The sequence below is a fragment of the Verrucosispora sp. CNZ293 genome (genome assembly GCF_002754655.1).
The window spans coordinates 6,000,074-6,026,128 of sequence record NZ_PEFR01000001.1; the positions used below are offsets into that span (position 1 = coordinate 6,000,074).

The window sequence follows — 26,055 nt, forward strand, 5'->3', positions numbered from 1 at the left end:
TTGTCCTACGCCTTGGAAACTGACGGCAATACGTCCGAAGCAATTGGTAGTCATGGTTGTCAGGGCAGGATGTCGTCGTGCATCGGCAGACCCGGCCTTACTGGCCGGGCCCGTGCCGTCGGCGAGCGAAGTGGGAGGGCTGGTGACCTCGGCGACGCTGTTGACCCCGGTCAGATCGTCATCGCGACCGCACAACTCCCCGCCACCAGGGCGACCGGTGCGCACCGACCAGCGGACGTACGTCCGGACCCTGGTCGTGCTGGACACCGCCGTACTGGCGGTGGCGGTGCTGGTCGGCTACGCCGTCCGGTTCGGCGAGGCGGCCCCCCGCGGCACGGTGCCGTACGTTCTTGTCGCCCCGGCGCTCGTGCTGGCCTGGCTGGTCTCGCTGAAGGCCCTGCGCTGCTACGACGACCGGGTCGTCGGCTACGGTGCGGACGAGTACCGCCGGGTGAGCATGGCGAGTCTGCGGCTGGCCGGCGCCACCGCCATCGCCGGCTACGTCGCCGACGTCGGTGTCTCCCGAGGCTTCCTGGCCATCACCTTCGCGGTGGGCATTATCGGTCTGGAGGTGGCCCGGTTCGCCGCCCGTAAGCGTCTGCACCGCGCCCGCTCGCAGGGGTCGGGCTGGTCCCGGAAGGTACTGGTGGTCGGTGACACCGCCCACGTGCTGGAGCTGGTGCACACCCTGCGTCGCGAACCGTACGCCGGCTACCAGGTGGTCGGCGCCTGCATCCCGGACGCCCTGCTGGCCCCGGTCGCGCAGCGGCTCGGTGACGTGCCGGTGGTCGGCTCGTTCCGGGCCATCCCGGAGGCCGCCGCCGCGATCGGCGCGGACACGGTCGCCGTCACCGCCTGCGGGGAGCTGACCGCCACCCGGCTACGTCGGCTCGGCTGGCAACTGGAGGGCACCGGCATCGACCTGGTGCTGGCTCCGGCGCTCACCGACGTCGCGGGGCCCCGCATCCACACCCGGCCGGTCGCCGGGCTGCCGTTGATCCATGTCGAGGCGCCGGAGTTCCGCGGCGTCCGCAAACTGGTGAAGGGGTTCGTCGACAGGTCCATGTCGTTCGTCGCGTTGACGCTGCTGCTACCGGTGGTGGCGGTCATCGCGCTGGCCGTGAAGCTGGACAGCCGGGGCCCGGTGCTGTTCCGGCAGACCCGGGTCGGGCAGGGCGGCCAGGAGTTCGGGGTCTTCAAGTTCCGCACCATGGTGGTCAACGCGGACGTGCTGCTGGCGGAGCTGGCCGCCCGCAACGAGACCGACGGCCTGCTGTTCAAGATGCGGGACGACCCCCGGGTGACCCGGGTCGGCCGGCTGTTGCGCAAGTGGTCGCTGGACGAGCTGCCGCAACTGGTGAACGTCCTGCTGGGGCAGATGAGCCTGGTCGGCCCCCGGCCGCCGCTGCCCTCCGAGGTGGCCCGCTACGACGGCGACGTCGCCCGCCGGTTGCTCGTCAAACCGGGGATGACCGGGCTCTGGCAGGTCAGCGGACGGTCCGACCTGAGCTGGGAGGACGGCATCCGGCTCGATCTCTACTACGTGGAGAACTGGTCGCTGGCCGCCGACCTGACGATCCTCTGGAAGACCGTCGGCGCGGTGGTCAACAGTCGCGGCGCGTACTGACCCGGCGGGGGTGCCTCATGGCTGTGGACCGAGCCAGTCCAGGCAGACCACGACGGCGTCGTCGGTGAGATCACCGGAGACGAACGCGCGCAGGTCGCCGAGGAGGGAGCGGACCGCGTCCAGGGACGTCATCGGCGCGGTCCGGCGCAACATCCGGTCGAGCGCCGTCTGGCCGTACCGCTCCGCGCGGCCGGTCGCCTCGATCACCCCATCGCTGATCATGAACAACCGGTCGCCGGGCTGGAGCTGGACGAACTGTTCCCGGTAGTTGGTTCCCTCGAACATGCCGAGCGGGAACTGCTCCTCCAGTGGCTGAATGCTGACCTCGCCGTCGCGCAGCAGGACGAGCCGGGGCGAACCGGCGTCGACGGCGGTGAGCAGCCCGCTGCGCAGGTCCAGTTGGAGCAGCAGGGTCGCGAGGTACTGCTCGCCCCGGTGCAGGTCGTAGATCGCCTGGTCGGCCAGGGCGGCCTGGTCGGCCAGCGGGATGCCGGCCCGACGGGCGTTGCGCAGCGCGCAGGTGGCGAGGGTGGTCAGCATCGACGCCGCGACCCCCTCACCCATCCCGTTGATGGTGGCGAGCCAGACCCGCTCACCGTCGTCGGACCAGTCGAAGCTGTCACCGCGCACCGCGTACGCCGGCTCCAGTTGGCCGGCGAGGCTGAAGGAGGGACGGAGTCGGCTGCGTCCCGGCAGCAGCTCCCACTGCACCTCGGCGGCGAGGGTGAGGCGGCGGCTGCGCCGGGCCACCCGGTACACGTCCGTGCCCGCGTCGACCGCAGCCAACTCGTGGGCCAGCGCGGTGGCGACCTCGGCCATCTCGGCCAGTCGCGCATCAGTGACAGGAGTCACTCTGAGCACGCCACGTTGTTCCCCACGCATGCTCACCGGCAGGTACCCGACCCCGTCGACATGGATCGGGCTCTGGTGGTCGAAGCAACGCCACGCCGGGTGCCCGGGCGTGGTCACCGCGTCCCCGGAACCGAGTGGCAGCAACGCCGCCAGCCGATAGTCGACCTGCAAAAGCTCCGTGTCGGTGACGCCGTACTCCCGCGCGAACAGCTCGCCGACGCGGGTCACGAGGAGGTCCACGGGGGCGGAGGTGATGGCCGCGCGGCCCTTGTCGACCGGCTCGGTCATGGTCTCTCCTTGATCACAAGCCCAACCGCCGACGGAATCGGAGTACGCTCAGGCGCACCATGGCGGAACTGCATGGTCCACCGGGACCCGAGATGAGTATGGCTGCCGAGCTGGATACCGCGGCAGGTGCCCTGCTGACGGTCTGGGACGGTGCGCGGGAACGGACGGCCAACCGTATCTCCACCGCCCAGCTTCGCGCCGTCATGCTCGTCGAACGGCACGACGGGATCAACCTGCGACGCCTCGCCACCGGCCTGGACATGCTGCTGTCGTCGGCGAGCAGACTCTGCGACCGGCTGGTGGCCGCCGGGATGCTGGAACGGGAGCCGGGTCGTGCCGATCGGCGGGAGATCTCGCTGCACCTGACGGCTGAGGCCCGCCGGCTGCTGGCTGAGCTGCGCGACGACCGTCGCCAGCATCTGGCGACGATCCTGGCGGATATGACGCCCGAGGCTCGGGAGGCGCTGCTGCGGGGGCTGCGCGCGTTCGACGAGGCCGCCCGCGCACGGGTGGTACGGCCGGTGTCGCCGCTGGTGCCGCAGGCCGAGCAGCCACGCGTGGAGCAGTCGGCGGACGGTCGGGAGGCCGTCGAGGCGGCGTCGCGGGGCTGGGCGGCGGGGGACGCTTCCGTCTTCCGGACAGCCTGACCGACCGGGTCGCCGGGCGGCTCGGCCGGGTTCGCACCGGGGTCAGGCCGGGGCTGGGCCGATCGCCAGTATCGCGACGTCGTCGTGGCGGTGCCCGGCAGTCCACCTGTCGACCTCCTGAAGCACCCGGTCGACAAGCGTCGCCGGGGGCAGCCCGGCGGCGGCGGCCAGCGTCCGGCGAAGCCGCTGCTCACCGAAGGGCTCCGTGCCGCGCGGGCCGCCCCGCGTGTCGGTGACCCCGTCGGTGCTGGTGAACAGCAGCTCACCGGGGCGCAGCCGAAGGTCGGCGGCGGCGAATCGGGCACCGCTCAGCGCACCGACGGGCATGCCGCCCACCCGAACCGCCGTCACCTTGCCGTCGCCGCGGATCAGCAGGGGCGCCGGATGTCCACCGCCGGCGATCCGCACCAGCAACCCGCCCTCGGGCCCGGGGCGCAGGGCACCCAGCAGCAGGGTGGTGAACTGGCCGCGTCGGGACGCGTCCGGCATGTCGAGCAGTGCCCGGTCGAGCAGCCCGAGCAACTCCAGCGGCTGCTGCTCGACCAGGCGCAGGGTCTGCAACGACTGGCGTACCCGGCCGGTGAGCACTGCCGCACCGACGCCCTTGCCGCAGACGTCGCCGACGGCGAAGAGCGCCCCGCCACCGGTCGGCAGGACGTCGTAGAAGTCGCCACCGATGCGCAGGCTGTCCCCGGCCGCGCGGTAGCCACCGGCGAGGCTCATGCCGGCCACCGGGGGCAGTTTCGGCGGCAGCAGACTGCTCTGGAGCACCCGGGCAAGGTGGCTCTGTTCGTCGTGCAACTGTGCGGTGGCCAGTGCGGCGCCGGCCCGGGCGGCGAACTCCCGGACCAGCTCGACATCGCGGCCGTCGAACCCGGCCCGCGGGGAGCGGCGCAGCAGCACCAGGGCACCAGCCGTGCCACCGGCCCCGGGCATCGGGCTGACCAGCAGGGTCGCGGGCGGGTCGAGACCCGCCGGGAGCAACGGGTCGAGCCCGTTTCCGCCGCTAACCGGCCTGAGTCGTGGCTCGGTGGGCTCGCCGTCGAGGGCCTCGATGAGACCGGGCACGGCGGAGACCACGTCCCAGTCGACAGCTCCGGTGGCCGGCGCGGTGTCGTCGGCGGCATACCGCACCCAGTGCGGCCGGTACTCGGTGGGCGTCGGTGGCAGGTGCACCACCAGGGCCAGGTCGGCCAGGTACGGCACCGGGAGCGTGGCAACGATTCGCAGGGCCTGGTCACGCGCCAGCGCCAGGCCGAGTTGACGGCCGGACCGGGCCAGGAACCGGGTACGCCGGCGCTCGGCCAGCAGTTCCTCGGCGCGACCGTACTCGTCGGTGACATCCCGTACGTACCAGGCGGACCGGTTGCCGCCCAGCTCGCGGCGGACGCCCTGCAGCAGCCGGCCCCGGTGCTCACCCTCGAAGTCGGAGGTACCGGTGGCGAGCGCGTCCGCCAGCGTCGGCGGTGCACAGTCGGCCAGGTCGGTGCCGGCGACGACCTCCGGCAGCAGTTTCCCGGCCATCGCGTTGGCCAGCACGACCAGGCCGGTGTCGTCGACCGTCAGCACCGCCTCGTCGAGCCCGTCGAGCAACTCACGGGCGAGATCGGCGTCCACGGGGAGCGTGCTGGTGAGGGGCACGGCGGCGGCGGGGCGGTCCGACCGTCCGTCGTCGGCCTGCTCGCCTGCCGCACCGGTGACGGCGCCCTGTCGGGTGCTGGTCACCGGCGGGTGCCGGGCGCCGGGCGCTGTCGACCAGTACGCATGCCGGTGGTGCACTCCTCGGGGTCACGGTTGGTTGCCTGGGAGCAAGCGTACCGACCTGTCGCTGAGCCGCACCTGCCGAGAGAGTCAGAGTCGGGCCAACCAGCCGCCGGGGCGGGCGATGATCCGGCGTACCACCGAACCGGCGGCTCCCACCGCGGCTGCCGTGGCGCCGAGGGTGGCCGGCCGGACGGTGACCGGGGACCAGGCCGCGGTGAGCACCCGACGTTCGATCTCGGCGAGTACGGGTGGCCGGAGCCAGCCGGTGAGCGGTGCGTAGCCGCCACCGAGCACCACCGTGTCCAGGTCCAGCAGGTTGACCACGCTCGCCACGGTGACCCCGATCGCCGTACCCGCCTCGGCCAGGGCGCGCAGGACGGCGGGGTGCCCGGCGGTGGCGAGCTGGGTCAGCCGGGTCGATGCCCGGTCGGCCGGCAGGTCGGCTCCGGCCAGACCGGCGGCGGAGAGGATCGCCTCCTGCCCGGCGTAGAGTTCCAGACAGCCACGGCCGCCGCAGCGGCAGGGTGGCCCGTCCGGGCGGACCGGGATGTGCCCGATCTCGCCGCTCCACCCGCGGGTGCCCCGGAACAACGCGCCGTCCAGCACGATGCCGGCGCCGATGCCCACCTCGCCGGAGATGTGCAGGAAGCTGCCCGGCGCGGCACCCGCGTGCAACTCACCGAGCGCGGCGAGGTTCGCCTCGTTGTCCACCACCAGCGGCGGTATCCCGTCGACGGTCTCGGTCAGCGCGGGGTGGTCGGCCAGCAGTTCCGGCACCGGCACGTCCCGCCAGCCGAGGTTCGGTGCCAGGCGGACCCGACCGGCGTCGTCGACCAGGCCGGGCACCCCCAGGGCCGCACCGGCCAGGGTCAGGCCCTGGGCGTCGGCGTCGGCGCGGGCCCGTCCGGCCAGCTCGGCGAGCCGGCCGAGCGCGTCGGCCGGGGAGACGGGTCGCTGGTCGGCCCGGTGCACGGTGTGGTGCCGAACCTGACCGGCGAGGTCGACGACGCAGGCGGCCAGGTAGTCGACATTGATCTCCAGTCCGAGCCCGGCGGGGCCGTCGCCGGCCAGCATCAGACCGCGCGCCGGGCGACCGGCGCCGGCCCGGGGTGTCGGGTCCGCCTCGGTGACGAGCCGACCGGCGACGAGGTCCTCCACCACGGCCGAGACGGTGGCCCGGGTGAGGCCGGTCTCCGCAGCCAGCGCGGCCCGCGACGGCGGGCGGCGGGCGGCGGCGATACGGCCGAGCACGAGGGCGAGGTTCAGCTCACGCAGGCTGCCCTGCCGCACCGCACCGGCCGGGGCTGCGGGTGGTTTCACCCCTTGACACTGCCACACCACAGTCATTTAATTCAACCACTGAACAAATAGCGGACGACATCACCGGAGGTCTGCCATGGCACCCCGTCCCACCCCTGCCGACAAGTTCTCCTTCGGGCTCTGGACGGTCGGCTGGCAGGGCCGCGACCCGTTCGGCCACGCCACCCGCGAAGCGTTGGACCCGGTGGAGTCGGTGCACCGACTCGCCGAGCTGGGCGCGTACGGCGTCACCTTCCACGACGACGACCTGGTGCCGTTCGGCGCGGACGCCGCCACCCGCGACGCCCAGATCGCCCGGTTCCGCAAGGCGCTCGACGAGACCGGCCTGGTGGTGCCGATGGTCACCACCGACCTGTTCCAGCAGCCGGTCTTCAAGGACGGCGGCTTCACCAGCAACGACCGTGACGTGCGGCGGTACGCGCTGCGCAAGGTGCTGCGCAACGTCGACCTCGCCGCCGAGCTGGGCGCGAAGACCTTCGTCATGTGGGGCGGCCGCGAGGGCGGCGAGTACGACGTGGCCAAGGACGTCCAGGCCGCGCTGGAGCGTTACCGCGAGGCGGTCGACCTGCTCTGCCAGTACGTCATCGACCGTGGCTACGACCTGCGCTTCGCGCTGGAGCCGAAGCCCAACGAGCCGCGCGGCGACATCCTGCTGCCCACCGTCGGGCACGCCCTCGCGTTCATCTCCACCCTCGCCCACCCGGAGCGGGTCGGGGTGAACCCGGAGGTCGGCCACGAGCAGATGGCCGGGCTGAACTTCGTCCACGGCATCGCCCAGGCGCTCTGGCAGGGCAAGCTGTTCCACATCGACCTCAACGGCCAGCGCGGCATCAAGTACGACCAGGACCTGGTCTTCGGCCACGGCGACCTGCTCAACGCGTTCGCCCTGGTCGACCTGCTGGAGCACGGCGCACCGGGCGGCGGCCCGGCGTACGAGGGGCCGCGCCACTTCGACTACAAGCCCTCCCGCACCGAGGACATGGACGGGGTGTGGGCCTCCGCCGCCGCGAACATGCGGACCTACCTGCTGCTCAAGGAGCGGGCGGCGGCGTTCCGGGCCGACCCGGAGGTGGTCGAGGCGCTGGCCGCGAGCAAGGTCGGCGAGTTGGGCGTACCGACCCTGGGCGACGGTGAGGGCTACACCGAGCTGCTCGCCGACACCGGCGCGTTCGAGAACTACGACGTCGACGCCGCCGCCGCCAAGGGCTTCGGCTTCATCCGGTTGAACCAGCTCGCCGTCGAGCACGTGCTCGGCGCACGCTGAGGCGGCCGGCATGCCGCTCGTCGCCGGGGTGGACTCCTCCACCCAGTCGTGCAAGGTGGTCGTCCGGGACGCGGAGACCGGTGCCCTGGTCCGGCAGGGCAGGGCACCGCACCCGGACGGCACCGAGGTCGACCCCTCGGCCTGGTGGTCCGCCCTCCAGACGGCGATCGACGCCGCCGGTGGGCTGACTGACGTCGCCGCGGTCTCCGTGGGAGGTCAGCAGCACGGCATGGTCTGCCTCGACGAGGCCGGCGAGGTCATCCGGCCGGCCCTGCTGTGGAACGACACCCGGTCCGCCGGGGCAGCGGCCGAGCTGGTCCAGGAGGCCGGCGAGGGGCAGGCCGGACGCCGGTTCTGGGCCGACGCGGTGGGCAGCGTGCCGGTGGCCAGCTTCACCGTCACCAAGCTGCGTTGGCTGGCCCGGAACGAGCCGGCCAACGCGGCCCGGGTGGCGGCGGTCTGCCTGCCGCACGACTGGTTGACCTGGCGACTGGCCGGGGCCCCCGGGCTGGACGCGCTGCGTACCGACCGCAGCGACGCCAGCGGCACCGGCTACTGGTCCCCGGCCACCGGCGAGTACCGGCCGGATCTGTTGGAGCAGGCGCTCGGTCGGGTGGTGCGGGTGCCGAGGGTCCTCGGCCCGACCGAGGCCGCCGGGCATCTTGCTCCGGCGGCGCTGTCCGGCTCGGGCGCCGCCCCGGGCTCCGGCGCGGCGCTGCTCGGGCCCGGGGCGGGCGACAACGCCGCCGCCGGCTTCGGCGTCGGGGCGCGTCCCGGCGACGTGGTGGTGTCGATAGGTACCTCCGGCACGGTCTTCAGCGTCGCGGACACCCCGGCGGCCGACCCGAGCGGTATCGTCGCCGGCTTCGCCGACGTGACCGGCCGGTTCCTGCCACTGGTCTGCACGCTGAACGCGGCCCGGGTGCTGGACGCCGCCGCGGCGATGCTGCGGGTGGGTCTGGACGAGCTGGCCGATCTGGCGCTGGCCGCGCCGCCCGGCGCGGACGGGCTGGTCATGGTGCCGTACCTGGAGGGCGAGCGGACCCCGAACCGGCCGGACGCCACCGGGGCGGTACACGGGCTGACGCTGCGCACCTCGACCCCGGCGCACCTGGCCCGGGCGGCCGTGGAGGGGATGCTCTGCGCCCTCGCCGACGGGCTCGACGCGCTGGCCGCTCACGGCGCGGAGGTACGCCGGGTGATCCTGGTCGGCGGCGGTGCCCGGTCGGCGGCGGTGCGTCGCATCGCGGCGCAGGTCTTCGGCTGCCCGGTGGTCGTCCCACCGCCCGGTGAGTACGTCGCCGACGGTGCCGCCCGACAGGCCGCGTGGTTGGCGCTGGGCACCGGCGAGCCGCCGTCCTGGACACCGGCCGGCGTCGAGGAGTACGCAGCCGAGCCGGTGCCCGGCATCCGGGAGCGCTACGCACAGGCCCGGGAGCACCACCTGGACCGGTTGCCCAAGGACTGACCACCACCGATCCCGGATCGGGTGGCATCCGCGTGACGAGGAGCCAGCCGATCCGGGATCGAGCACGATCTCGTCCGTGCCGTGGAGCGACCCGGTGATCAGCTCGTTATCCCGCCCTGGTTTGCTGCCCGCATGACCTCGACCACAGGCGGACCCGCGCGGGTGTGGGGCAGGAGCGCGCCGCGCCGGCTCTACAGCGTCGTGGTCTTCGTGCTGCTCGCCTCGCTGGACAACGTGGCGATCGGTCTGGTGCCCCCGCTGTACGGCGCGATCGCCGACTCCTTCGCGGTGCCGCAACGGCTGCTCGGCCTGGTCACCGCGAGCAGCTTCCTGGTCAGCGCGGTGGCGGCGGTGGGTTGGGCGTACTTCGGCGACCGCACCAACCGCAAGCCGTTGCTCATGATCGGCACACTGCTCTGGGCGGCCGGCACCGGGGGCAGCGCGCTGGCCGGGAACTATCCCACCTTCCTCGTCGCGCAACTGCTCGCCGCGGTGGGCCTCGGCGCGGTCGGGTCGGTCGGTTACTCGGTCGTCACCGACCTCATCACGCCTCGCCGTCGGGGCCTGGTGATGAGCTTCTGGGGGCTCTCCCAGGGGGTCGGCACGGTGGCCGGTGGCCTCTTCGGCGGGCTGCTCGGCGCGGCCGACTGGCGTCGGCCGTTCCTGTTGATCACGGTGGTCGGGTTGGCCGCCACGGCGGCCTACCTGTTCACGTACGACATCCGGCGCGGCCAGAGCGAGCCGGCACTTGCCGCCGCGTTCGCCACCGGCGACGACTACGACTACCGGATCAGCCGGGCCGACCTGCCCGTCATCCTGGGTCGGCGGACCAACCGCTGGTTGATCCTCCAGGGCCTCACCGCGCAGGCCGCCTTCGGCTCGCTGGTCTGGCTGCCGGTGCTCTTCCGCGAGCGGGCCGAGGACCAGGGCTACACCACGGCGACCGCCATCGTGGTGGGCAGCGTCTTCGCCGCACTGTTCCAACTCGGCGGGGTGTTCTCCATCGTTGGCGGGCTGATCGGCGACGCGCTGCAACGGCGTACGCCCTCGGGTCGGGCCATGGTCGCCTCGGTCGGCATCTTCGCCGCGCTCCCGTTCTACCTGGTGTTGTTCTTCGTGCCGATGCGCATCGACGTGCCCGACGGCGCCGCCACGGGCGCGGTGGTGCGGGCGGTGCTGACAAGCGTGGTCAGCGAACCGACGGTCGGGCTGAGCCTGCTCGCCGCGCTGCTGGCCCTGGCGTTGACCTCGGCGAACTCGCCGAACTGGTTCGCGCTGATCGCCGACGTCAACCCACCGGAGAACCGGGGCACCGTCTACAGCCTCGGCAACCTGGTCAACGGGGTGGGTCGGGCGGCCGGCAACGGGCTGGTCGGTGTCGTCTTCCACGGGTTGCGGGTGGCCTTCCCGCCGCCGCTCAACTACGCCGTCGGGCTGGCCGCCTTCCAGCTCTTCTTCATCCCCACAGGTGTCATGTACTGGCTCGCCGCCCGTACCTCGCCGAAGGACATCGCCGACATACGGCAACTGCTGGACAGCCGCGCCGAGAAGCTGAAGTGAGCACCGGTAGGGCCCCGAGGGGCCCTACCGGGACGGCTCAGGCGGTGCGGACCCAGACGGTCACGTCGGTGGGCACCGACCCGTCCTCGTCAAGTGGTGCGCTGCTGTGCACCAGCTCGCCGTCGGGCGCCGGGACGGCGTCCGCCCCGAAGTTGGTAAGGACGACCAGGTCACCGTTGCGGAAGGTCAGCACCTCGTCGCCCGAGGAGAGCCACTCCAGGGTGCCCGGACCGAGGCCGTACGCACGGCGTAGCCGCAGCGCCTCCCGGTACAGCTCGTACGTCGAGCCGGGTACCCCACGCTGACGGTCCAGCGCGTACTCGGCCCAGACCGGAGGCTGCGGCAGCCAGCTCGCGTCGGTGGGCCCGAAGCCGTACGACGGCGCGTCGGCCTCCCACGGGATCGGCACCCGGCACCCGTCGCGGCCCCGCTGGGTGTGCCCGCTGCGCTCCCAGGTCGGGTCCTGCCGGGCCTCGTCGGGCAGGGTGGTGTGCTCCGGCAACCCGAGTTCCTCACCCTGGTACAGGTAGGCCGAGCCGGGCAGCGCCAGCATCAGCAGGGTGGCCGCGCGGGCACGCCGCAGCCCGGTCGCGGCGTCCGGCTGCTCGTCACCGACACCGATGCCGTTGGGGCGGGGAGTGCCGACCGGCAGCCCGAGCCGGGAGGCGTGCCGCACCACGTCGTGGTTGGAGAGCACCCAGGTGGTGGGCGCGCCCACCGCGTCGGTGGCCTCCAGCGACCGCGTGATGACCGCGTACTGGGCGGGGGCGGTCCAGGAGGCGAGCAGGTACTCGAAGTTGAACGCCTGGTGCATCTCGTCGGGGCGTACGTAGCGGGCCAGCCGCTCCGCCGGCTCCACCCACGCCTCGGCGACCAGGATCCGCTCACCGGGGTAGCCGTCCAGCAGCCGCCGCCACTCGCGGTAGACCTCGTGTACGCCGTCCTGGTCCCACATCGGTGGGCGGGGCTTGTCCGCCTCCTGCCCGGAGAGGATCTCCTGCGGCTCCTGCCAGTCGGCCAGGTCGGCCTGCTTGATCAGACCGTGTGCCACGTCGACCCGGAAGCCGTCCACGCCACGGTCCAGCCAGAACCGCAGCACGTCCAGGAACTCGGCGCGGACCTCGGGATTGTCCCAGTTCAGGTCGGGCTGGGCGGTGTCGAACAGGTGCAGGTACCACTCGCCGTCGGGCAGCCGGGTCCAGGCCGGGCCACCGAAGACGCTCTGCCAGTCGTTGGGCGGCTCGGCCCCACCCGGTCCCCGGCCCGCGCGGAAGACGTACCGCTCGCGCTCGGCACTGCCCGGACCGGCGACCAGGGCGGCCTGGAACCAGGCGTGGGCCGACGAGGTGTGGTTGGGCACCAGGTCGACGATCACCCGCAGCCCGTTCGCGTGGGCCTTGGCGATCAGGTCGTCGGCGTCGGCAAGCGTGCCGAACAGCGGCTCGACGTCCCGGTAGTCGGCCACGTCGTAGCCGGCGTCGGCCTGAGGGGACGGGTAGAACGGGGAGAGCCAGACCGCATCGACGCCCAACTCCGCCAGATGGTCGAGACGGGCGGTGATCCCGGGCAGGTCGCCGATGCCGTCGCCACCCGAGTCGGCGAACGAGCGGGGGTAGATCTGGTAGATCACCGCCTCCGTCCACCAGCCGGTCGGCGGGTTCTGGTGCGTCGTGTCGTGGTTCAGGGCGTACTCCCATGGTCGAGCCGTACGGGCCGGCGGGCCCGGACGGCGTGCTGGCTGCCGTTCAGTGTGCCCGGGCGGGCGCAGTCGAATCACGCACGACCAGCCGAGTGTTCAGGATCACCGGCGAATCCGGTTTGGCCGTGTCGGGATCGCCCACCCGTCCGCAGAGCGGGTCGAGCAGCAACTGCGCGGCCAGCCGGCCCTGCTCCACGGCCGGCTGGGCGATGGTGCTCAGCCCGAGCACACCGGCGAGCGCGTGGTCGTCGATGCCGATCACGCTGACGTCCTGGGGAACCCGCAGGCCGGCGTCGCGCAGCGCGGTCAGCGCACCCATCGCCATCTCGTCGCAGGCGGCGAAGATGGCCGTCGGCGGATCGCCCCGGCGGAGCAGTTCCTCGGTGGCCCGGGTGCCGCCGGCGATGTCGAAACTGGACTCCACGTCGAGGCTCGGGTCCGGCTGCAACCCGGCCGCCCGCAACGCCTCCTGATGCCCGCGGCGTCGGTCCAGGTGGGCGCTGAAGGCGAGTTCGTCGTCGGGGTCACCGGAGATGTGCGCGATCCGGCGATGCCCCAGATCCAGCAGGTGCCGGGTGGCGGTCCGGGCCGCCGCCACATCGTCGATGCGTACGCAGGGCCAGCCCGGCACCGTGGTGCCGGAGCTGATGGTGACGCCCGGCAGGTCCAGCGCGGCGAGCGCGGTCACGTCGGTGGCCCGCAGCGGGGTGGCGACCAACATGATGGCGTCCACCCGTTTGTGCAGGTGGGCAGCGTGCAGTACGCGCTGCCGGTTCTGCTCCCGCCCGCCCAGGTTGTGCAGCAGCAGGTCGTAGCCGGCCCGGTGGAAGAAGTCCTCGGCGGCCTCGACGACCACGCCGAAGAACCACCTGGTGATCCGGGGAACCACCACCGCCACGGTGCCGGTCCGGCCGCCGGCCAGCCGGGAGGCGCTCGGCGACACGGCGTACTGCAACTGCTCGGCGGCGGCGAGCACCCGGCTGCGGGTCGCCGCCGACACCGTCGGCAGCCCGCGCAGCGCCCGGGAGACGGTGGCCGTGGAGACGCCGGCCAGCCGGGCGACATCGTCGATCTTCGTCACGTGGAACCCCGCTCACGTCCCGCGTGGTGCCGCCGCCGTGGGCGGCGGCACCACGGCGGATCAACCCTTGACGCTGCCGGCGAGCAGCCCCCGAACGAAGTAGCGCTGCAAGGACAGGAACACGATCAGCGGTACGACGATCGAGACGAACGCCCCGGCGGTCAACCGTTGCCACTCGTTGCCCCGGGTACCGGCCAGTTCGGCGAGCCGGACGGTGAGCGGCGCGGTGACGTCGCTGCCCCCGGCGAAGATGAGCGCGACCAGCAGGTCGTTCCAGACCCAGAGGAACTGGAAGATGCCGAACGCGGCAAGCGCGGGTGCGATCAGCGGCAGGACGATGGTGCGGAAGATCTTGGGGTGGGTGGCCCCGTCGACCCGGGCCGCCTCCATCAGGTCCCTGGGCAGTTGTGAGACGAAGTTGTGCAGCAGGTACACGGCGAACGGCAGGGCGAAGCAGGTGTGTGCGAACCACACCTGGGCGAAGTTCTGCGCGCCGTCCAGATTCCAGGCCGGCATCAGGGTGACGCCGCCCAGGCTGACTCCGCGCGAGAAGAAGCTCAGCAGCGGCACGAGGGCCATCTGCAGCGGCACGATCTGGAGCGCGAAGATGGCGATGTAGACCCAGTCCCGGCCGCGGAAGTTGATCCACGCCAGCGCGTACGCGGCCATGGCCGCGAACGCCAACGGGAACAGCACCGACGGCAGGGTGATCACCAGCGAGTTGACGAAGTAGTTGGCGAGCTGCCCGGATCCGGAGGACTGGCCGAACAGCACGTCCTGGTAGTTCTGGAGGGTGAACTCCGGGTCGCGGAAGAACGTCCACCAGCCGGTGGTCTTGATCTGGTTCTCCGGCCGCAGCGAGGAGACGAACAGACCGAAGGTGGGGATGGTCCAGACGACCGCGATGACGATCGCGACAAGGGTCGCGGTGCGGCTGTTGAGCCGCTTGCGTACCCGGGACGCCCGGGTGGTGGGTGTTTCGTCCTGGGTGCCGGCGGCGACCGGGGGAGTGGTGGTGGTCATCTCAGCCCTCCCGTCGCTGCTGACGAATGTTGCGGATCTGGAAGATCACGATTGGCACCACAAGCACGAAGAGGAAGACCGCCAGGGCGGAGCCCTGCCCGTTCTGGCCGTACCGGAACGCCTGGTTGTACATCTCGTTGGCGATCACGCTGGTGTCGTAGTTGCCGTTCGTGGAGGTCCGGACGATGTCGAAGACCTTCAGCGTGGCGATCGAGATGGTGACCACCACCACGATCAACGCGGGCCGGATGCTGGGCAGCGTGATCTGGGAGAACATCTGCCACGGGCTGACCCCGTCGAGGCGGGCGGCCTCGACGATGTCGGCCGGGATGGCCTTGATCGCCGCCGACAGCACCACCATGGCGAAACCCGCCTGGATCCACACCATGATCACGATGAGCAGCAGGGTGTTCAGCGGCGAGTCGAGCAGCCACTGCCGGGGTTCGCCACCGAGACTGACGACGATCTGGTTGAGCAGACCGATCTGTTCCTCGCCCTCGCCCCGGTAGGCGTAGACGAACTTCCAGATGATGCTCGCCCCGACGAACGAGATCGCCATCGGCATGAAGATCAGTGACTTGGCCACCGCCTCCATCCGGGCCTTGTCCACAAGCACGGCGTAGAGCAGGCCGATCGAGGTGGCGACCAACGGCACCAGGGTCACCCAGATCAACGTGTTGAGCAGCACCCGCACGATCGCGTCGTCGGCGAACATCCAGCGGTAGTTGTCCAGGCCCACGAAGTTCTGGCTGCCGCCGTCCATGAAGGACAGCAGGGTGGTCCGTAGCGCCGGGACGACCAGGCCGATCATCAGCAGCAGCACCGTCGGCAACAGGAAGAACGTGGCGAACAGTCCCTCTCGGGACCTGCTCCGCCCGGGCAGTGGCGCCCCGCTGGCGGAGGCGGCGACGAGTCGCGCCTCGCGTCGCCGCGCGAAGAACGCCGGCACCGCGTCGAGCAGCACGAGCAGGCCACCCACCACCACCGCGAAGGCGACCAACCCCCACAGCAGCATCATCAGTTTGGGTGACTGCTCGGCAAAGTCGAAGTTCATCAACCCTCCCCGGGTCCTCGGTAGAGCCGGCGGGCCGGCCCGCCGCACGCGGACCGGCCCACCACTGGGATTACTTCCAGCTGCTCTCGATGCCCTGGAGGACGCTGGCGGTGTTCCCGCCGTTGATCCACTCGACCATGCCCTTCCAGAAGGTCCCGGCGCCGACGGCGGCGGGCATCAGGTCGGAACCGTCGAACCGGAAGACCGAGCTGTCGTCCTGGAGGATCTCCACCGACAGCTTGTCGATCGGGTTGGCGACGTTGGCCAGGTCGACCTTGTTGTTCGCGGACACCCAGTCGCCAATCTTGGCGCGGCTGTTGGCGTGCTCACCCGAAGCGAGGTAGGTCTGCACCGCCTGCACCTCGGGGCGGTCGTTGAACGCGGTCACGAACTCGCCGCCGCCCAGCACCGGCTTGCCCTTCGCCGGGTCGATGGCCGGGAAGTAGAAGGCGAAGACGTCGCCGTCCTCCGCCACCCGGGTGCCTTCAGGCCACTGGTTGGCGTAGAAGGAGGCCTGCCGGTGCAGGGCGCACTTGCCCTGGGTGATCGGCACACCGGCCTCCTGGAAGGCGGTGGTGGCGATGCTGCGGACGCCGCCGAAGCCGCCGTTCACGTACTTCTCGTTCTTGAGGATGGTGCCGGCGCGGTCCAGCGCCTCGGCGACCCGCGGGTCGTTGAACGGGATCTGGTGCGTGGTCCACTGGTCGTAGACCTCGGGGGTCTGCGTCCGCAGCATCACGTCTTCGATCCAGTCGGTGGCCGGCCAACCGGTGGCCTCACCGGACTCGATGCCGGCGCACCACGGCTTGGTGCCGCTGTCCGCGATGGTGTCGCTGAGCTTGATCATCTCCTCCCACGTGGTCGGGACGGCCCAGCCCTTCTCCTGGAACATCTTCGGCGAGTACCAGACGAACGACTTCACGTTCGACCCGAGCGGCGCGCCGTAGAAGGTGCCGTTGACGGTGCTGTACTTCAGCCAGTCGGCCGGGTAGTTCTCCTCGGCCATCGCCTTGGTGTCGGCGCTTGCCGGCTTCAGCTGGTTGCGCTCGGCGAACCGCGCAAGCAGGCCGGGCTGGGGGATGAAGGCCAGGTCGGGCGCGTTGCCGCCGTCGACGCGTACGGGAAGCTGGGCCTCGAACTCACCGCTTCCCTCGTGGTTGATCGTGATGCCGGTGCAGTCCTCGAACTGCTTCCAGGACTCCGCCAGCCGGTCGGCCTCGAGGTCCCGGATCGACGAGTAGATGGTCACCGTCTTGCCGTCGTGGCCCTGGTACTTCTCGTACGGGGCGCACTCCGCGGAATCGGCGTTGCTGTTGCTGCCGCTGTTGCTGCTGCTTCCGGTGCCGCAGGCGGTGGCGCTGAGCGCCAGTCCGATCGCGCCAGCGATCGCGAGGGCCTGGCGTGGCCTGGCAGAAATCGCCATGCCGTCCTCCTTCCTAGCCGGCGCTGGCCGGGATCGCATCCGGTTGACCTGGCGCCGGTCCGATGGGCGTTTTCACATGTAAGCGCTTGCATCTCCCGGGGTCCACCCCTTGGACGGACACGAGCGAGTAACAATCCGGAAACCTGGCAAGCGGCCATGATCACGCTCCCACCGGCCGCAACGACCCCCGTCTATCAGCGGATACGTGCGTCAACCCGGACGAGCGGCGGGGAGGGTTCTCGGCGTGGCGGGCAGGCAGCGGCACACCGGCCCCGGCGGTCGGGGCTGACGGGCTGTGCCGCTGGCGGGGTGGCGGACCGGCGACCCGGTCAGGCGTTCAGCTGCCAGATCGAATAGTTGAGCGCCGCAGCGAAGGTGACCCAGGCCCAGTAGGGCAGGAGCAGCGCCGCCGCCAGGCGGCTCACCCGGGCGAACAGCAGCACCGTCACACCTATCGCCAGCCACAGCAGGACGATCTCGACGAACGCCAACCCGTACCGGTCACCGGCGAAGAAGAGCGGCGTCCAGGCGGCGTTGAGCACGAGCTGGACCGCCCACGCGCCGAGCGCCGCACCGAACCCCACCCGGCGCCAGACCAGCCAGGCGGCGACCGCGATCATCACGTAGAGCACGGTCCAGACCGGGCCGAACAGCCAGGAGGGCGGTGACCAGGCGGGCCGGTCGAGGTTGGCGTACTGGTCGGCGGCGCCCGACGCGGCAAGGTTGCCGATGGCGGCGGCGGCCACGACGGCCACCGCGAAACCGGCGAGCGCCCACCACTGACCGGCACCGTTTCGTCGGGTCTGTTCCGCACTCGTCCGCATGGTCGATGGTTCTCCGCTGAGCGGGGGCGGCAAACCTCAGCGGGTGGCGTTCGTTGCGGGCTGGTCAACCCGTGGACAGCACGCCGGGGTCGCCGTGGTCGGTGACTCCTGTCGGGAGGACGGAGTACCGGTCACGACGACCCCGGCGGGTCCGGTCAGCGACGCACTGCGCCGCCAGGTCAATTGAAGATGCTGACCCCACCCGGGCCGACGAGCAGCCCGACAACGATGAGGACGATGCCCCAGAGGATCTGCCGGCGGAACAGCGCGAGGATGCCGGCAACCACCAGTACGACTGCGAGAATCCAGAGAATCAGCTCCATGGTTGCTGAATACCCCCGACAGCGACTCCGGAAACCTCACCCTGATCAAGGTGATCGCCCAGGTGGAAGATGCTGTACGCCTGCTTGATCACCGGATGGGCCACGTTGCGGACGCGTACTCCGCCCGGGGTGGTGCCCCGCTCGGAGCCGTGATGGGCGTGCCCGTGCAGGGCGAGTGCGGTCGGCGCGGAGTCGATCGCCTGACCCAGCTGGTAACAGCCGAGGAACGGGTAGATCTCCAACGGCTCACCGGCCAGGGTGTCCGGCACCGGGGCGTAGTGGGTGAGCGCCACCAGGACGTCGCAGTCCAGCGAGCGGAGTGCCTCGCTCAACCGGTCGGCGCTCTCGGTGGTGGTGCGGACGAACGCCTTCATCTCCGGCTCGCCGAAGTCGCTGGCGCACCGGCCGGCGAAACCACCACCGAAACCCTTCACCCCGGCGACCCCGAGTCGACCACCCGGGCAGTCCAGCACCACCCCGTCGCCTTCCAGCACGGTGATGCCGGCTTCCTCCAACGCCCCGACGACCTGCGGCACCTGGTCGCACTGGTGATCATGGTTGCCCAGCACGGCGATCACAGGTACGCCCAGGCCGCCGAACTCCCGGGCCACACAGCGGGCCTCGGCCTCGGTGCCGTGCCGGGTCAGGTCGCCGGCGAGCAGCACCGCGTCGACGCTGCCGGGCAGTTCCTCCAGCGCCGGCCGGAACCGGCCGAGCACGTCCTCGTCCAGATGTACGTCGCCCACAGCGGCGATCCGGATAACCATCGAACCTCCCTCAGGGCAGTTGCTCGATCTCCGTGGGCGCCTGCGTGCGAATTACCCCGATGTCGCTGGTGATCTGCACGTCCGGGAAGCGTTCGGCCACCCGGCGCAGGATCTCCTCCCGTCGGTGTGCGCTCTCGACCTCACCGTGCAGCACGAGGGCGCGTTCGGTGCGGACCACTGTGATTCCCTGTTCGGCGACGGCCGGATCCTCGGTGAGCAGCCGGTGGATCTCCGCCTCGACGTACTCGTCGGGCGATCCGGCATCGGAGTGCACGGTCACGGTCATTCCTTCCCGTCGGCCGTGCCGACGTACGGCACGACGTCCAGCCTGTCGAGCAGCACCAGGAACGACTCGGCGTACGGCGAGTGCTGCGTCTCCTTGCGTACCCGCTCCCAGTCGATCTGCTCACGCAGCGAGCGGGCAAGCGGCAGCCCACGGGCGAAATCGCAGTAGTGCTGGGAAAAGCTGAGCAGCTTGTGCACCATCAGCTGGGTGGCCGACAGCACCGGCATGTGGATGGCGTCGACCGGACGCATGACCGTGTCGGCAAAGGTCTCCTCGGTCACCGGCGTCTCGATCGGCCGGTGGATCAGGTCCACCATCCGGCCGCCGTCGTAGACCTTGACCAACCAGTCCTCCGGGGGCCGCTCGGCGGTGAAGCCGCCCTGGACCAGCGCCTCCAGTGCGGCTTCGACGTCGGACTCGCGGATGAGGAAGTCGACGTCGTGCTCGCTGGAGTGCCCACCGTGCGCGTAGACGGCGAAGCTGCCGCCGAGGGCGAAGGGGATCTCCGACTGCTTGAGCACGGCGGCGACCTTCTTGAGGGTGTGTAGGAGAGTCTCGTCGTCGCGCTCGGCCATCTGCCTCTCCTGTCGACTCGTCCGGGTGCCACCGGTGGGATCTCCGATCGGTACCCGGCATTCCGGTCGGCCACACCTGCGCGACGCGGGCAACGGGATGAACATGTCTCAACCGGGATCAATGACGCAGCCGCCATGCGCCTGTCGGATAACCTTTCGAGGGTGGCCAGATCGACGGGAACGCCCGATTCGACGGGAGTCCGCTGTAGCAGAGGCCGGCTCCGCACCGTAGCCCTGATCGGCATCGACGGCTCAGGCAAGACAACCCAGGCGTACCGGCTCGCCGAGGCGCTCACCGCGGCCGGTCATCCGGCCACCTATCACCGCAACGCGGGTGGGCGGCGCTGGCTCGGCCGGGCGGCACACCGACTCGGCCGGGCGGACGCCCAGGGGCTCCTCGGCCGGGACGGCATGCTGCTTGTGGAATCCGTGCTGCGCTGGCTGGCCATCGCGATGACACTGCTCGGTGGCCTGTTCACCGGGCGGGTGGCCGTGATGGACCGCTACGCGGCCTGCCAGTACGCAAGCCTCCGCGCACACGGCGGGCACCGCTGGGAGCGGCTGGTCCGGGCCGCCTACCGGATCTTCCCCCGACCGCAGGTGACGTTCCTGCTGACCGTCGAGCCGATCGAGGCGTACCGGCGGATCGAGCGCCGGGGCACCGACCACGAGAGCCTGGGCTTCCTGACCGCCGCCGACCTGGCCTACCGCACCCTGCCGGAGTATCCGACCTTCGTGCCGGTAAATGCGAATCGTCCCGCCGAGGAGACGGCCATGGAGATCCGTGGGCATCTGAGCCACTGGCTGACGGCCGGGGACGAGTCGGCCGGGCCGGCACCGGTCGGCGGCGCAGTGCCGGTGAACGAACTGGTGCCGCTTCAGGCCCGCCCGTAGACGGGTACGGCCGCGCCGCTTGTCGGTGCCGACTCGTCCGAGGCGAGAAAGTGGACCACCGAGGCGATCTCGGCCGGGTCCACCCACCGGGCGTGATCGGCGTCCGGCATCGCGTCGCGATTGGTCGGGGTGTCGATGACGCTCGGCAGCACCGTGTTGCAGCGGACCCCGGCCGACTTGTACTCCACGGCTACCGCGGCGGCGAAACCGAGCACCGCGGCTTTCGCGGTCACGTATCCGGCGACACCGGGGAACGGCGCGACCGCGGCGCGGGCCGCGACACAGACCACCGCGCCGCCCCCGGCAGCGACCAGATGGGGCAGCGCGGCCCGGGTGACCAGGTGGGTCGGGCGGAGGTTGAGGGTGAGCATCCGTTCGAACTCCGCCACCGGCGTCTCGTGCACCAGCCCGCCGCTGGCGTACCCGCCGACGAGGTTGACCACCGCGCGCAGGGGTGCCTCGGGGTCGCCGGCCGCCACCTCGGCCACCCGGGCCACCTCCTGCGGGTCGGTCAGATCCGCGGCGATCCGGACCGGCGCGTTCACCTCGGGCCCGCCTGTCGGGGCCGGTTGCTGACGCTGGGTCGCGACCACGCGCCACCCAGCCGCCACGAACACGGCGCTTACCGCCGTGCCCAGCCCGCCCGTGGCCCCGGTGACCAACACACTGCGATTCGCCATGACCTGAGGTTAGTGCGGTGCCCGGGCGGCCGGGCCGAGGCCCTGGAGGTGACCGCCGAGGCGGTCCGCGCCCGCCGGGTGGGTCCGGCCGCAGGCGGGCATGAACGGCTTCCCGACGGTGGTCATTGTGCGTCCGGGGCGGGTCCACGCGAACCCGATCGACGAGGTAGGCGCGGCGTCGGCCCTACCGGCATCGCGAACCCGACAACCGGCCGAACCGCGCAACGGCGGCGGGCATAGGACCGGGGCGCGGATTGTTCACCAGGGCGTGGGGTATTACCACCGGCGTGGATGAACCAAGCGGTCCACGTACGCGTATCAGGCAGTGACCAGGATCGCAGCACGGCGGTGACCCGGGTCGCTGCGCTTGTCGGCCGGGCAGTGCTGCCATGGACCGGGACGCTGGCGATCCGTCCATCCGTCGACCTCACGGGGTGTCTGCCAGCGGTGGTCAGCCAGGGTGCTGACAGCAAACGTGGACGCTGCTCTCAGCGGATTATCAGGCATTCGTGACACTTTCGACCCACGACATGGAATCCCCGACACGTCTCATCTGTTGTGTAGATGTCAGCACCGATGGGCACAGCGGAGGTTACGGGGGAGGGCTGATGGGCGTGGGGATGGCAAGGAACCGGGCAACCGGCGCGAGCGAGGGGACCGTGGGCACCGTGGACAAGAACATCGGAATGCGAACTGACGAGGTTGCCGAGGAGCGCGACCTGGTCGGAGTCTACCTGCACGAGATCTCCCGGACGCCGCTGCTGGACGCCGCCAAGGAGGTCGACCTCTCCAAGGCCATCGAGGCCGGCCTGTACGCCGAGCACCTGCTCGGCGAGGACCGCGTCCCCGACGGCGCCACCCGGGAGGAACTGGAGCGGCTGATCGCCGACGGCGAGCGGGCGAAGGACCTGTTCATCCGGGCCAACCTGCGACTTGTCGTGTCGATCGCGCGCCGGTACGTCCGGTCCGGTATGCCCATGTTGGACCTCATCCAGGAGGGCAACACCGGTCTGGTCCGGGCGGTCGAGAAGTTCGACTACGAGCGCGGATACAAGTTCTCGACATATGCGACGTGGTGGATCCGCCAGGCGATCAGCCGGGCGATCGCCCAACAGGAGCGCACCGTGCGGTTGCCGGTGCACCTGGTGGAGGACGTCAACCGGATGCGCAACGTGGCCCGTCAGCTGACCCGTGAGCTGGGTGGCGACCCGGAGCCGGAGCAGATCGCGGCGTCGCTCGGTGTGACCGTCGAGCGGGTCAACGAACTGGTCCGCTGGTCGCAGGACACCGTGTCGTTGGACACGCCGGTCGGCGACGACGGCGACACCAACCTCGGTGATCTGGTCGCCGACAGTGACGCACCCTCCCCGGAGGAGATCGTCCTCACCGGGTTGGAGCGTCAGCGGATCGAAGGACTGCTCAACCACCTGGACGACCGTTCGGCCGGCATCATGCGGGCCCGGTACGGGCTGGAGGACGGTCGGGAGCACTCGCTCACCGAGGTGGCCTCGCGGTTCTCCCTCTCCCGGGAGCGGATCCGGCAGTTGGAGATCCAGGCGCTCGGCCGGCTCCGCGAGCTGGCCCGGGCGGAAGGGCTGCAAGCGGCCTGAGCGGGCGACATCAACGACGAACGGCCGGCGTCCAACGGGGACGCCGGCCGTTCGCTGTGCTCAGGTGTCGGCCACGCGCCTCCGGCGAGGCGGCGCGGCTCGGTCGATGCTCAGCGCACCCGACCGTATCCGTACGGTGACATCAGGTCCACGGATCGCTTCTCCACGTTCCTGCCGAAGGTCGGTGCGTGGATGACCTGACCGTCGCCGACGTAGATGGCCACGTGGCCGAGGCTGCGGTAGAAGACGAGGTCGCCCGGGCGTAGCTCGGCGCGGCTGATGTGCGCCACCACACCCCACTGCATGCGGGTGTTGTGTGGCAGGGACCGGCCGGCCGCCCGCCAGGCGGCAGAGGTCAGTCCGGAGCAGTCGTAACTGCCCGGTCCGTCCTGGCCCCAGGCGTACGGCTTGCCCAGCGCGCCGTAGGCGTACCGGACGGCTGCGCCGGCCTTGCCGGAGACGGAGGGTGCGTCCTGGGCGTTGCTGGCCCGGTTCGTCGGTCGTTCGGTGGCCCGGCCGTACGCCTGCCGGCGCAACTCGTAGAGCTTGGCGAGATCGCGCTCGATGCGCTTCTTGGCCGAGGACAGCTCGCGTGACTGCGCCGCCTGCCGGCTGAGCGTGACGTCCAGTCGGGTCTTCTCGTCGAGCAGCCGCTGCTGGCCGGCGGTGTAGCTGGCGATGGTGGCCTGCCGCTGCCGGGTGAGGTGGTCCAGCGTGCCCAGCCGGTCCAGCACGGAGGCCGAGTCGCTGCCGTGCAGCAGCGCGTCGACGGTGCCCAGATTGCCGGTCTTGTACGCGGTCACCGCCAGCTCGCCGACGTCGGCCCGGCTCTGCTCGGCCTGTTGCTCCAGCGGGCCGATCTGCTTCTGCAACCGCGCCACAGCGCCGCGGTTCTCCTTGATCTTCTCCCGCAGTTCGTTGTGGGCCTCCACCACGCGTTCCAACTCGACGGAGGCCTTCTCGATCCGCCGGGTCAGTTCGGCGGGGGAAGGTTCGGCTCGGGCCACCGTCGCCGGCGCGAGCAGCGCCAGTGTGAAGGCGGCGGCCGTCAGGGCACGCAGCGTGTGCGTCAGGGACGACAAGAGCCCGAATGCTCCTCTCCCGGGGCCGGCGCGGGCGGCTGAGGCTCCGCGACGGCGACGGCCCGGTGCCGTCCGGGCGGACGGCGGCCGGCCGAGCCGACCCGCCCAACCTAGTACGGGACGGGAGTCATCCGCAGGGAAAGCCGAGACCAATGGGGGTGCTGTGGCGGAGCACGCAACGCCCAGAGGGGTTATCGGCGACATGTCGGACTGGTCGCTCTCGGCATATGACGTCGGATGCCGGGGAGTTTTGACCGACAAGCCGGACTTGGTGCGCTCTTTCCGGCACCGATGGTCCGTCGCAAGCCCGTGACCATCGGAAACGTTCGAGCCGGAGTGGCGTGAGCGGCCCACAATGAATCGCGCGGCCGGGATTCCCGTCGACTGACGTCGATGAACAGGGCCGGCGGGAGCCGACCCGGTGCCACCAGCCGTGGGAGGAGGGGTCGTGAATCCTGATGGCGCGACGATGCGACAGCCACGGACACCCCGAGGCGCCGGCAGCGAGCCGACACTGCTCTACGCCCGGCCCGGGATCATCGTCACGGTCGACAGGTTCACCGTCGGGCGCAGCAGCTGGCGGGTTGCCGAGCTGACCCATCTGCACAGCACCCGAGGGCCGCACGACCGGGCGGCGACCCGGGCCGTGCTGGTCTCGACGGTGGTGATCAGCGGCGTGGGGCTGCTGCTGGGCTTCACCGGTGGGCTGCAACGGCTCACCGCCGGGGCGTACCTCCTGCTAGGTGCCGTGTTTCTGGTGCCGGTGCTGCTCGCGACGGCCGGCGACCGTTGGCGCCCACCGGCGTACGAGCTGTGGGGCCGTCGGGCGGGAACCGACGAACTGCTGTTCAGCAGCGACGACGAGCACCAGTTCGGGCAGGTGAGCCGGGCGCTGCGCCGGGCCCGCGAAATGAACAGCTACGGCGGCTGGGAGGACCCGTTGGCCGACGCCGAGCCGTGGCGACCGCGCCGGTGAGGATCATTGTCGCGGTCGTCGAGGCACGCCCTACCCGGCGATCGGCTCGGGCGCCTGCGCCTGCTCCCGGTTCCGCTGCTCGGCCATGACAAGTGCGCTCACCCGTCGCTCGGCCCAGAAGGAGACGAACGGCACGGTGCCGGCCAGCATCACCAGGATCATCCGCTTGAGCGGCCAGTCGGCCCGCCGGGACAGGTCGAACGCGGCGACCAGGTACACCATGTAGAGGAAGCCGTGTGCCTGGCCCACGGTCTCCACCACGATCGGGTTGTCGAAGCCGTACTTGAGTGGCATGCCGATCACGACCAGCAGGATCAGCACCACGCCGACGACCCAGGCGATCACGCGGTAGCGGGTGAGGGCAGCGCGCACTTCTCGTCAGTCCTTCCGGGCCCGGCTCAGCCGGGATAGTCGCCGGGCTTCGCGCCCGGGTTGGCGTTCAACCATGACAGGTAGCGGTTGTAGGCGGCCAGATCGGCGTCGTCCGCACCGGGACCGGCGGGGACTCGGACGACCCGCACCGGGCGCCGGATCCCCGGGCGTGACTGCTCGGTACGGGCGTCGTCGGCGGTGTTGGGAGCGGTTGACGCGGCCGGGCTGCCGGCGGACGCCGGCGCGGCCACGTCCTCGTCCGGTGGCGGAACCCCGCGTAGCGCCTGGCGTACCTCGCGCCACCAGACGAAGACCACGAAGCCCGCGAAGATCGGCCACTCCACGGCGTAACCCCAGCTGATGGCGTTACCCGCGGCAGCCCGGCTGACCTGCCACCAGCCGAGCCCGAGAAAGGTGGTCACCAGCACGACCATGGCCACGTGGCGCGCGATCCACGCCGGGGTCCAGAGCCGCTTCATGCCACGAGGGTACCGGGACCGGCAGTGCTCTCCGACGCGGTGTCGTAGTGCCTTCTGGTTTGGCCACACCCGGCGTGGGCAACCGTACAGACGCCAGCCCAGAACGGATGAGGGGGC

General features: G+C 71.1%; 25 protein-coding genes. 8 read left to right on the top strand and 17 right to left on the bottom strand.

Translation table 11 applies throughout. The annotated features are described in order from the left end of the window. Positions 1 to 142: 142 nt before the first annotated feature. Positions 143 to 1,627, top strand: a complete 1,485-nt coding sequence (locus CLT74_RS27340) for a sugar transferase (protein WP_099850185.1) — start codon at positions 143 to 145, stop codon at positions 1,625 to 1,627. Between the two features lie 15 nt (positions 1,628 to 1,642). Here the strand turns inward: CLT74_RS27340 and CLT74_RS27345 are convergent, their stop codons facing one another. Further along, positions 1,643 to 2,767, bottom strand: coding sequence for a PP2C family protein-serine/threonine phosphatase (locus tag CLT74_RS27345; protein WP_099850187.1), 1,125 nt, complete (start codon positions 2,765 to 2,767; stop codon positions 1,643 to 1,645). 92 nt (positions 2,768 to 2,859) lie between these two features. Between CLT74_RS27345 and CLT74_RS27350 the strand changes: the two genes are divergently transcribed. Further along, entirely contained in the window at positions 2,860 to 3,414 is a 555-nt protein-coding gene (locus tag CLT74_RS27350; protein WP_486582599.1) for a MarR family winged helix-turn-helix transcriptional regulator, read from the top strand. Between the two features lie 42 nt (positions 3,415 to 3,456). Here CLT74_RS27350 and CLT74_RS27355 read toward each other — a convergent pair whose 3' ends face one another. Both CLT74_RS27355 and CLT74_RS27360 read right to left on the bottom strand, forming a co-directional pair. Continuing rightward, entirely contained in the window at positions 3,457 to 5,139 is a 1,683-nt protein-coding gene (locus CLT74_RS27355) for a PP2C family protein-serine/threonine phosphatase (RefSeq protein ID WP_486582600.1), read from the bottom strand. 126 nt (positions 5,140 to 5,265) lie between these two features. Then, the gene (locus tag CLT74_RS27360; protein ID WP_099850189.1) at positions 5,266 to 6,525 is read right to left on the bottom strand and encodes an ROK family transcriptional regulator; all 1,260 of its coding nucleotides are present in this window, start codon (positions 6,523 to 6,525) and stop codon (positions 5,266 to 5,268) included. Between the two features lie 49 nt (positions 6,526 to 6,574). On the opposite strand from CLT74_RS27360, the gene xylA reads away from it, so the two are divergent. The 3 genes from xylA (at position 6,575) to CLT74_RS27375 (ending at position 10,790) form a co-directional block, all read left to right on the top strand. After that, positions 6,575 to 7,762, top strand: a complete 1,188-nt coding sequence (xylA, locus tag CLT74_RS27365; protein WP_099850190.1) for a xylose isomerase — start codon at positions 6,575 to 6,577, stop codon at positions 7,760 to 7,762. Positions 7,763 to 7,772: 10 nt separating this feature from the next. Continuing rightward, on the top strand, positions 7,773 to 9,230 hold the full coding sequence (xylB, locus tag CLT74_RS27370) for a xylulokinase (protein ID WP_099850192.1): 1,458 nt from the start codon (positions 7,773 to 7,775) through the stop codon (positions 9,228 to 9,230). 132 nt (positions 9,231 to 9,362) lie between these two features. Next, entirely contained in the window at positions 9,363 to 10,790 is a 1,428-nt protein-coding gene (locus tag CLT74_RS27375; protein ID WP_099850195.1) for an MFS transporter, read from the top strand. A 37-nt stretch (positions 10,791 to 10,827) separates the two neighbouring features. Here CLT74_RS27375 and CLT74_RS27380 read toward each other — a convergent pair whose 3' ends face one another. The 10 genes from CLT74_RS27380 to CLT74_RS27420 form a co-directional block, all read right to left on the bottom strand. Then, entirely contained in the window at positions 10,828 to 12,474 is a 1,647-nt protein-coding gene (locus CLT74_RS27380) for a glycoside hydrolase family 13 protein (protein WP_099853086.1), read from the bottom strand. 61 nt (positions 12,475 to 12,535) lie between these two features. Continuing rightward, on the bottom strand, positions 12,536 to 13,570 hold the full coding sequence (locus CLT74_RS27385; protein WP_099850197.1) for a LacI family DNA-binding transcriptional regulator: 1,035 nt from the start codon (positions 13,568 to 13,570) through the stop codon (positions 12,536 to 12,538). Between the two features lie 60 nt (positions 13,571 to 13,630). Continuing rightward, positions 13,631 to 14,593, bottom strand: a complete 963-nt coding sequence (locus CLT74_RS27390; RefSeq protein ID WP_099850199.1) for a carbohydrate ABC transporter permease — start codon at positions 14,591 to 14,593, stop codon at positions 13,631 to 13,633. 1 nt (position 14,594) lies between these two features. Further along, positions 14,595 to 15,647, bottom strand: coding sequence for a carbohydrate ABC transporter permease (locus tag CLT74_RS27395; protein WP_099850201.1), 1,053 nt, complete (start codon positions 15,645 to 15,647; stop codon positions 14,595 to 14,597). Between the two features lie 70 nt (positions 15,648 to 15,717). Then, on the bottom strand, positions 15,718 to 17,070 hold the full coding sequence (locus tag CLT74_RS27400) for an ABC transporter substrate-binding protein (RefSeq protein ID WP_099850203.1): 1,353 nt from the start codon (positions 17,068 to 17,070) through the stop codon (positions 15,718 to 15,720). A 329-nt stretch (positions 17,071 to 17,399) separates the two neighbouring features. Continuing rightward, complete coding sequence (locus CLT74_RS27405) at positions 17,400 to 17,894, bottom strand: TspO/MBR family protein (protein WP_099850205.1); 495 nt, start codon at positions 17,892 to 17,894, stop codon at positions 17,400 to 17,402. A gap of 179 nt (positions 17,895 to 18,073) precedes the next feature. Then, the gene (locus tag CLT74_RS30940) at positions 18,074 to 18,217 is read right to left on the bottom strand and encodes a GPGG-motif small membrane protein (protein ID WP_007464364.1); all 144 of its coding nucleotides are present in this window, start codon (positions 18,215 to 18,217) and stop codon (positions 18,074 to 18,076) included. Continuing rightward, positions 18,208 to 18,984, bottom strand: coding sequence for a metallophosphoesterase family protein (locus tag CLT74_RS27410; protein WP_099850207.1), 777 nt, complete (start codon positions 18,982 to 18,984; stop codon positions 18,208 to 18,210). The genes CLT74_RS30940 and CLT74_RS27410 overlap by 10 nt, the downstream gene beginning before the upstream one ends. A gap of 10 nt (positions 18,985 to 18,994) precedes the next feature. Next, entirely contained in the window at positions 18,995 to 19,264 is a 270-nt protein-coding gene (locus CLT74_RS27415; protein ID WP_486582602.1) for a hypothetical protein, read from the bottom strand. A 2-nt stretch (positions 19,265 to 19,266) separates the two neighbouring features. Continuing rightward, positions 19,267 to 19,950 (bottom strand): nucleotidyltransferase family protein, encoded by a 684-nt coding sequence (locus tag CLT74_RS27420; RefSeq protein WP_486582603.1) that lies wholly within the window; start codon positions 19,948 to 19,950, stop codon positions 19,267 to 19,269. Positions 19,951 to 19,980: 30 nt separating this feature from the next. On the opposite strand from CLT74_RS27420, the gene CLT74_RS27425 reads away from it, so the two are divergent. Continuing rightward, positions 19,981 to 20,739: a thymidylate kinase gene (locus tag CLT74_RS27425; protein ID WP_099850213.1), complete on the top strand. Its 759-nt coding sequence runs from the start codon at positions 19,981 to 19,983 to the stop codon at positions 20,737 to 20,739. Here the strand turns inward: CLT74_RS27425 and CLT74_RS27430 are convergent. After that, positions 20,724 to 21,419, bottom strand: a complete 696-nt coding sequence (locus CLT74_RS27430; protein ID WP_099850215.1) for an SDR family NAD(P)-dependent oxidoreductase — start codon at positions 21,417 to 21,419, stop codon at positions 20,724 to 20,726. The two genes, CLT74_RS27425 and CLT74_RS27430, sit on opposite strands and share 16 nt — an antisense overlap. Positions 21,420 to 22,039: 620 nt before the next feature. Here CLT74_RS27430 and CLT74_RS27435 point away from each other — a divergent pair. Next, positions 22,040 to 23,029 carry a sigma-70 family RNA polymerase sigma factor gene (locus CLT74_RS27435; RefSeq protein ID WP_199172433.1) on the top strand — a complete coding sequence of 330 codons (990 nt, stop codon included), beginning with the start codon at positions 22,040 to 22,042 and terminating at the stop codon, positions 23,027 to 23,029. Between the two features lie 110 nt (positions 23,030 to 23,139). Here CLT74_RS27435 and CLT74_RS27440 read toward each other — a convergent pair whose 3' ends face one another. Continuing rightward, positions 23,140 to 24,111, bottom strand: a complete 972-nt coding sequence (locus CLT74_RS27440) for a C40 family peptidase (RefSeq protein ID WP_099850219.1) — start codon at positions 24,109 to 24,111, stop codon at positions 23,140 to 23,142. 448 nt (positions 24,112 to 24,559) lie between these two features. On the opposite strand from CLT74_RS27440, the gene CLT74_RS27445 reads away from it, so the two are divergent. Then, positions 24,560 to 25,087, top strand: a complete 528-nt coding sequence (locus CLT74_RS27445; protein ID WP_486582605.1) for a DUF6232 family protein — start codon at positions 24,560 to 24,562, stop codon at positions 25,085 to 25,087. 30 nt (positions 25,088 to 25,117) lie between these two features. Here CLT74_RS27445 and CLT74_RS27450 read toward each other — a convergent pair whose 3' ends face one another. Further along, positions 25,118 to 25,459 (bottom strand): DUF3817 domain-containing protein, encoded by a 342-nt coding sequence (locus CLT74_RS27450; protein ID WP_099850223.1) that lies wholly within the window; start codon positions 25,457 to 25,459, stop codon positions 25,118 to 25,120. 26 nt (positions 25,460 to 25,485) lie between these two features. Continuing rightward, positions 25,486 to 25,938 (bottom strand): hypothetical protein, encoded by a 453-nt coding sequence (locus CLT74_RS27455; protein ID WP_099850225.1) that lies wholly within the window; start codon positions 25,936 to 25,938, stop codon positions 25,486 to 25,488. Positions 25,939 to 26,055: the final 117 nt, after the last annotated feature.

Coding starts and splice junctions, on each gene's coding strand:
- CLT74_RS27345 (WP_099850187.1), bottom strand. CDS start 2,767: ATGACCGAGCCGGTCGACAAGGGCCGCGCGGCCATCACCTCCGCCCCC.
- CLT74_RS27350 (WP_486582599.1), top strand. CDS start 2,860: ATGAGTATGGCTGCCGAGCTGGATACCGCGGCAGGTGCCCTGCTGACG.
- CLT74_RS27360 (WP_099850189.1), bottom strand. CDS start 6,525: ATGACTGTGGTGTGGCAGTGTCAAGGGGTGAAACCACCCGCAGCCCCG.
- xylA (WP_099850190.1), top strand. CDS start 6,575: ATGGCACCCCGTCCCACCCCTGCCGACAAGTTCTCCTTCGGGCTCTGG.
- xylB (WP_099850192.1), top strand. CDS start 7,773: ATGCCGCTCGTCGCCGGGGTGGACTCCTCCACCCAGTCGTGCAAGGTG.
- CLT74_RS27375 (WP_099850195.1), top strand. CDS start 9,363: ATGACCTCGACCACAGGCGGACCCGCGCGGGTGTGGGGCAGGAGCGCG.
- CLT74_RS27390 (WP_099850199.1), bottom strand. CDS start 14,593: ATGACCACCACCACTCCCCCGGTCGCCGCCGGCACCCAGGACGAAACA.
- CLT74_RS27395 (WP_099850201.1), bottom strand. CDS start 15,647: ATGAACTTCGACTTTGCCGAGCAGTCACCCAAACTGATGATGCTGCTG.
- CLT74_RS27400 (WP_099850203.1), bottom strand. CDS start 17,070: ATGGCGATTTCTGCCAGGCCACGCCAGGCCCTCGCGATCGCTGGCGCG.
- CLT74_RS27405 (WP_099850205.1), bottom strand. CDS start 17,894: ATGCGGACGAGTGCGGAACAGACCCGACGAAACGGTGCCGGTCAGTGG.
- CLT74_RS30940 (WP_007464364.1), bottom strand. CDS start 18,217: ATGGAGCTGATTCTCTGGATTCTCGCAGTCGTACTGGTGGTTGCCGGC.
- CLT74_RS27410 (WP_099850207.1), bottom strand. CDS start 18,984: ATGGTTATCCGGATCGCCGCTGTGGGCGACGTACATCTGGACGAGGAC.
- CLT74_RS27420 (WP_486582603.1), bottom strand. CDS start 19,950: ATGTTCATCCCGTTGCCCGCGTCGCGCAGGTGTGGCCGACCGGAATGC.
- CLT74_RS27425 (WP_099850213.1), top strand. CDS start 19,981: ATGCGCCTGTCGGATAACCTTTCGAGGGTGGCCAGATCGACGGGAACG.
- CLT74_RS27430 (WP_099850215.1), bottom strand. CDS start 21,419: ATGGCGAATCGCAGTGTGTTGGTCACCGGGGCCACGGGCGGGCTGGGC.
- CLT74_RS27435 (WP_199172433.1), top strand. CDS start 22,040: ATGGCAAGGAACCGGGCAACCGGCGCGAGCGAGGGGACCGTGGGCACC.
- CLT74_RS27455 (WP_099850225.1), bottom strand. CDS start 25,938: ATGAAGCGGCTCTGGACCCCGGCGTGGATCGCGCGCCACGTGGCCATG.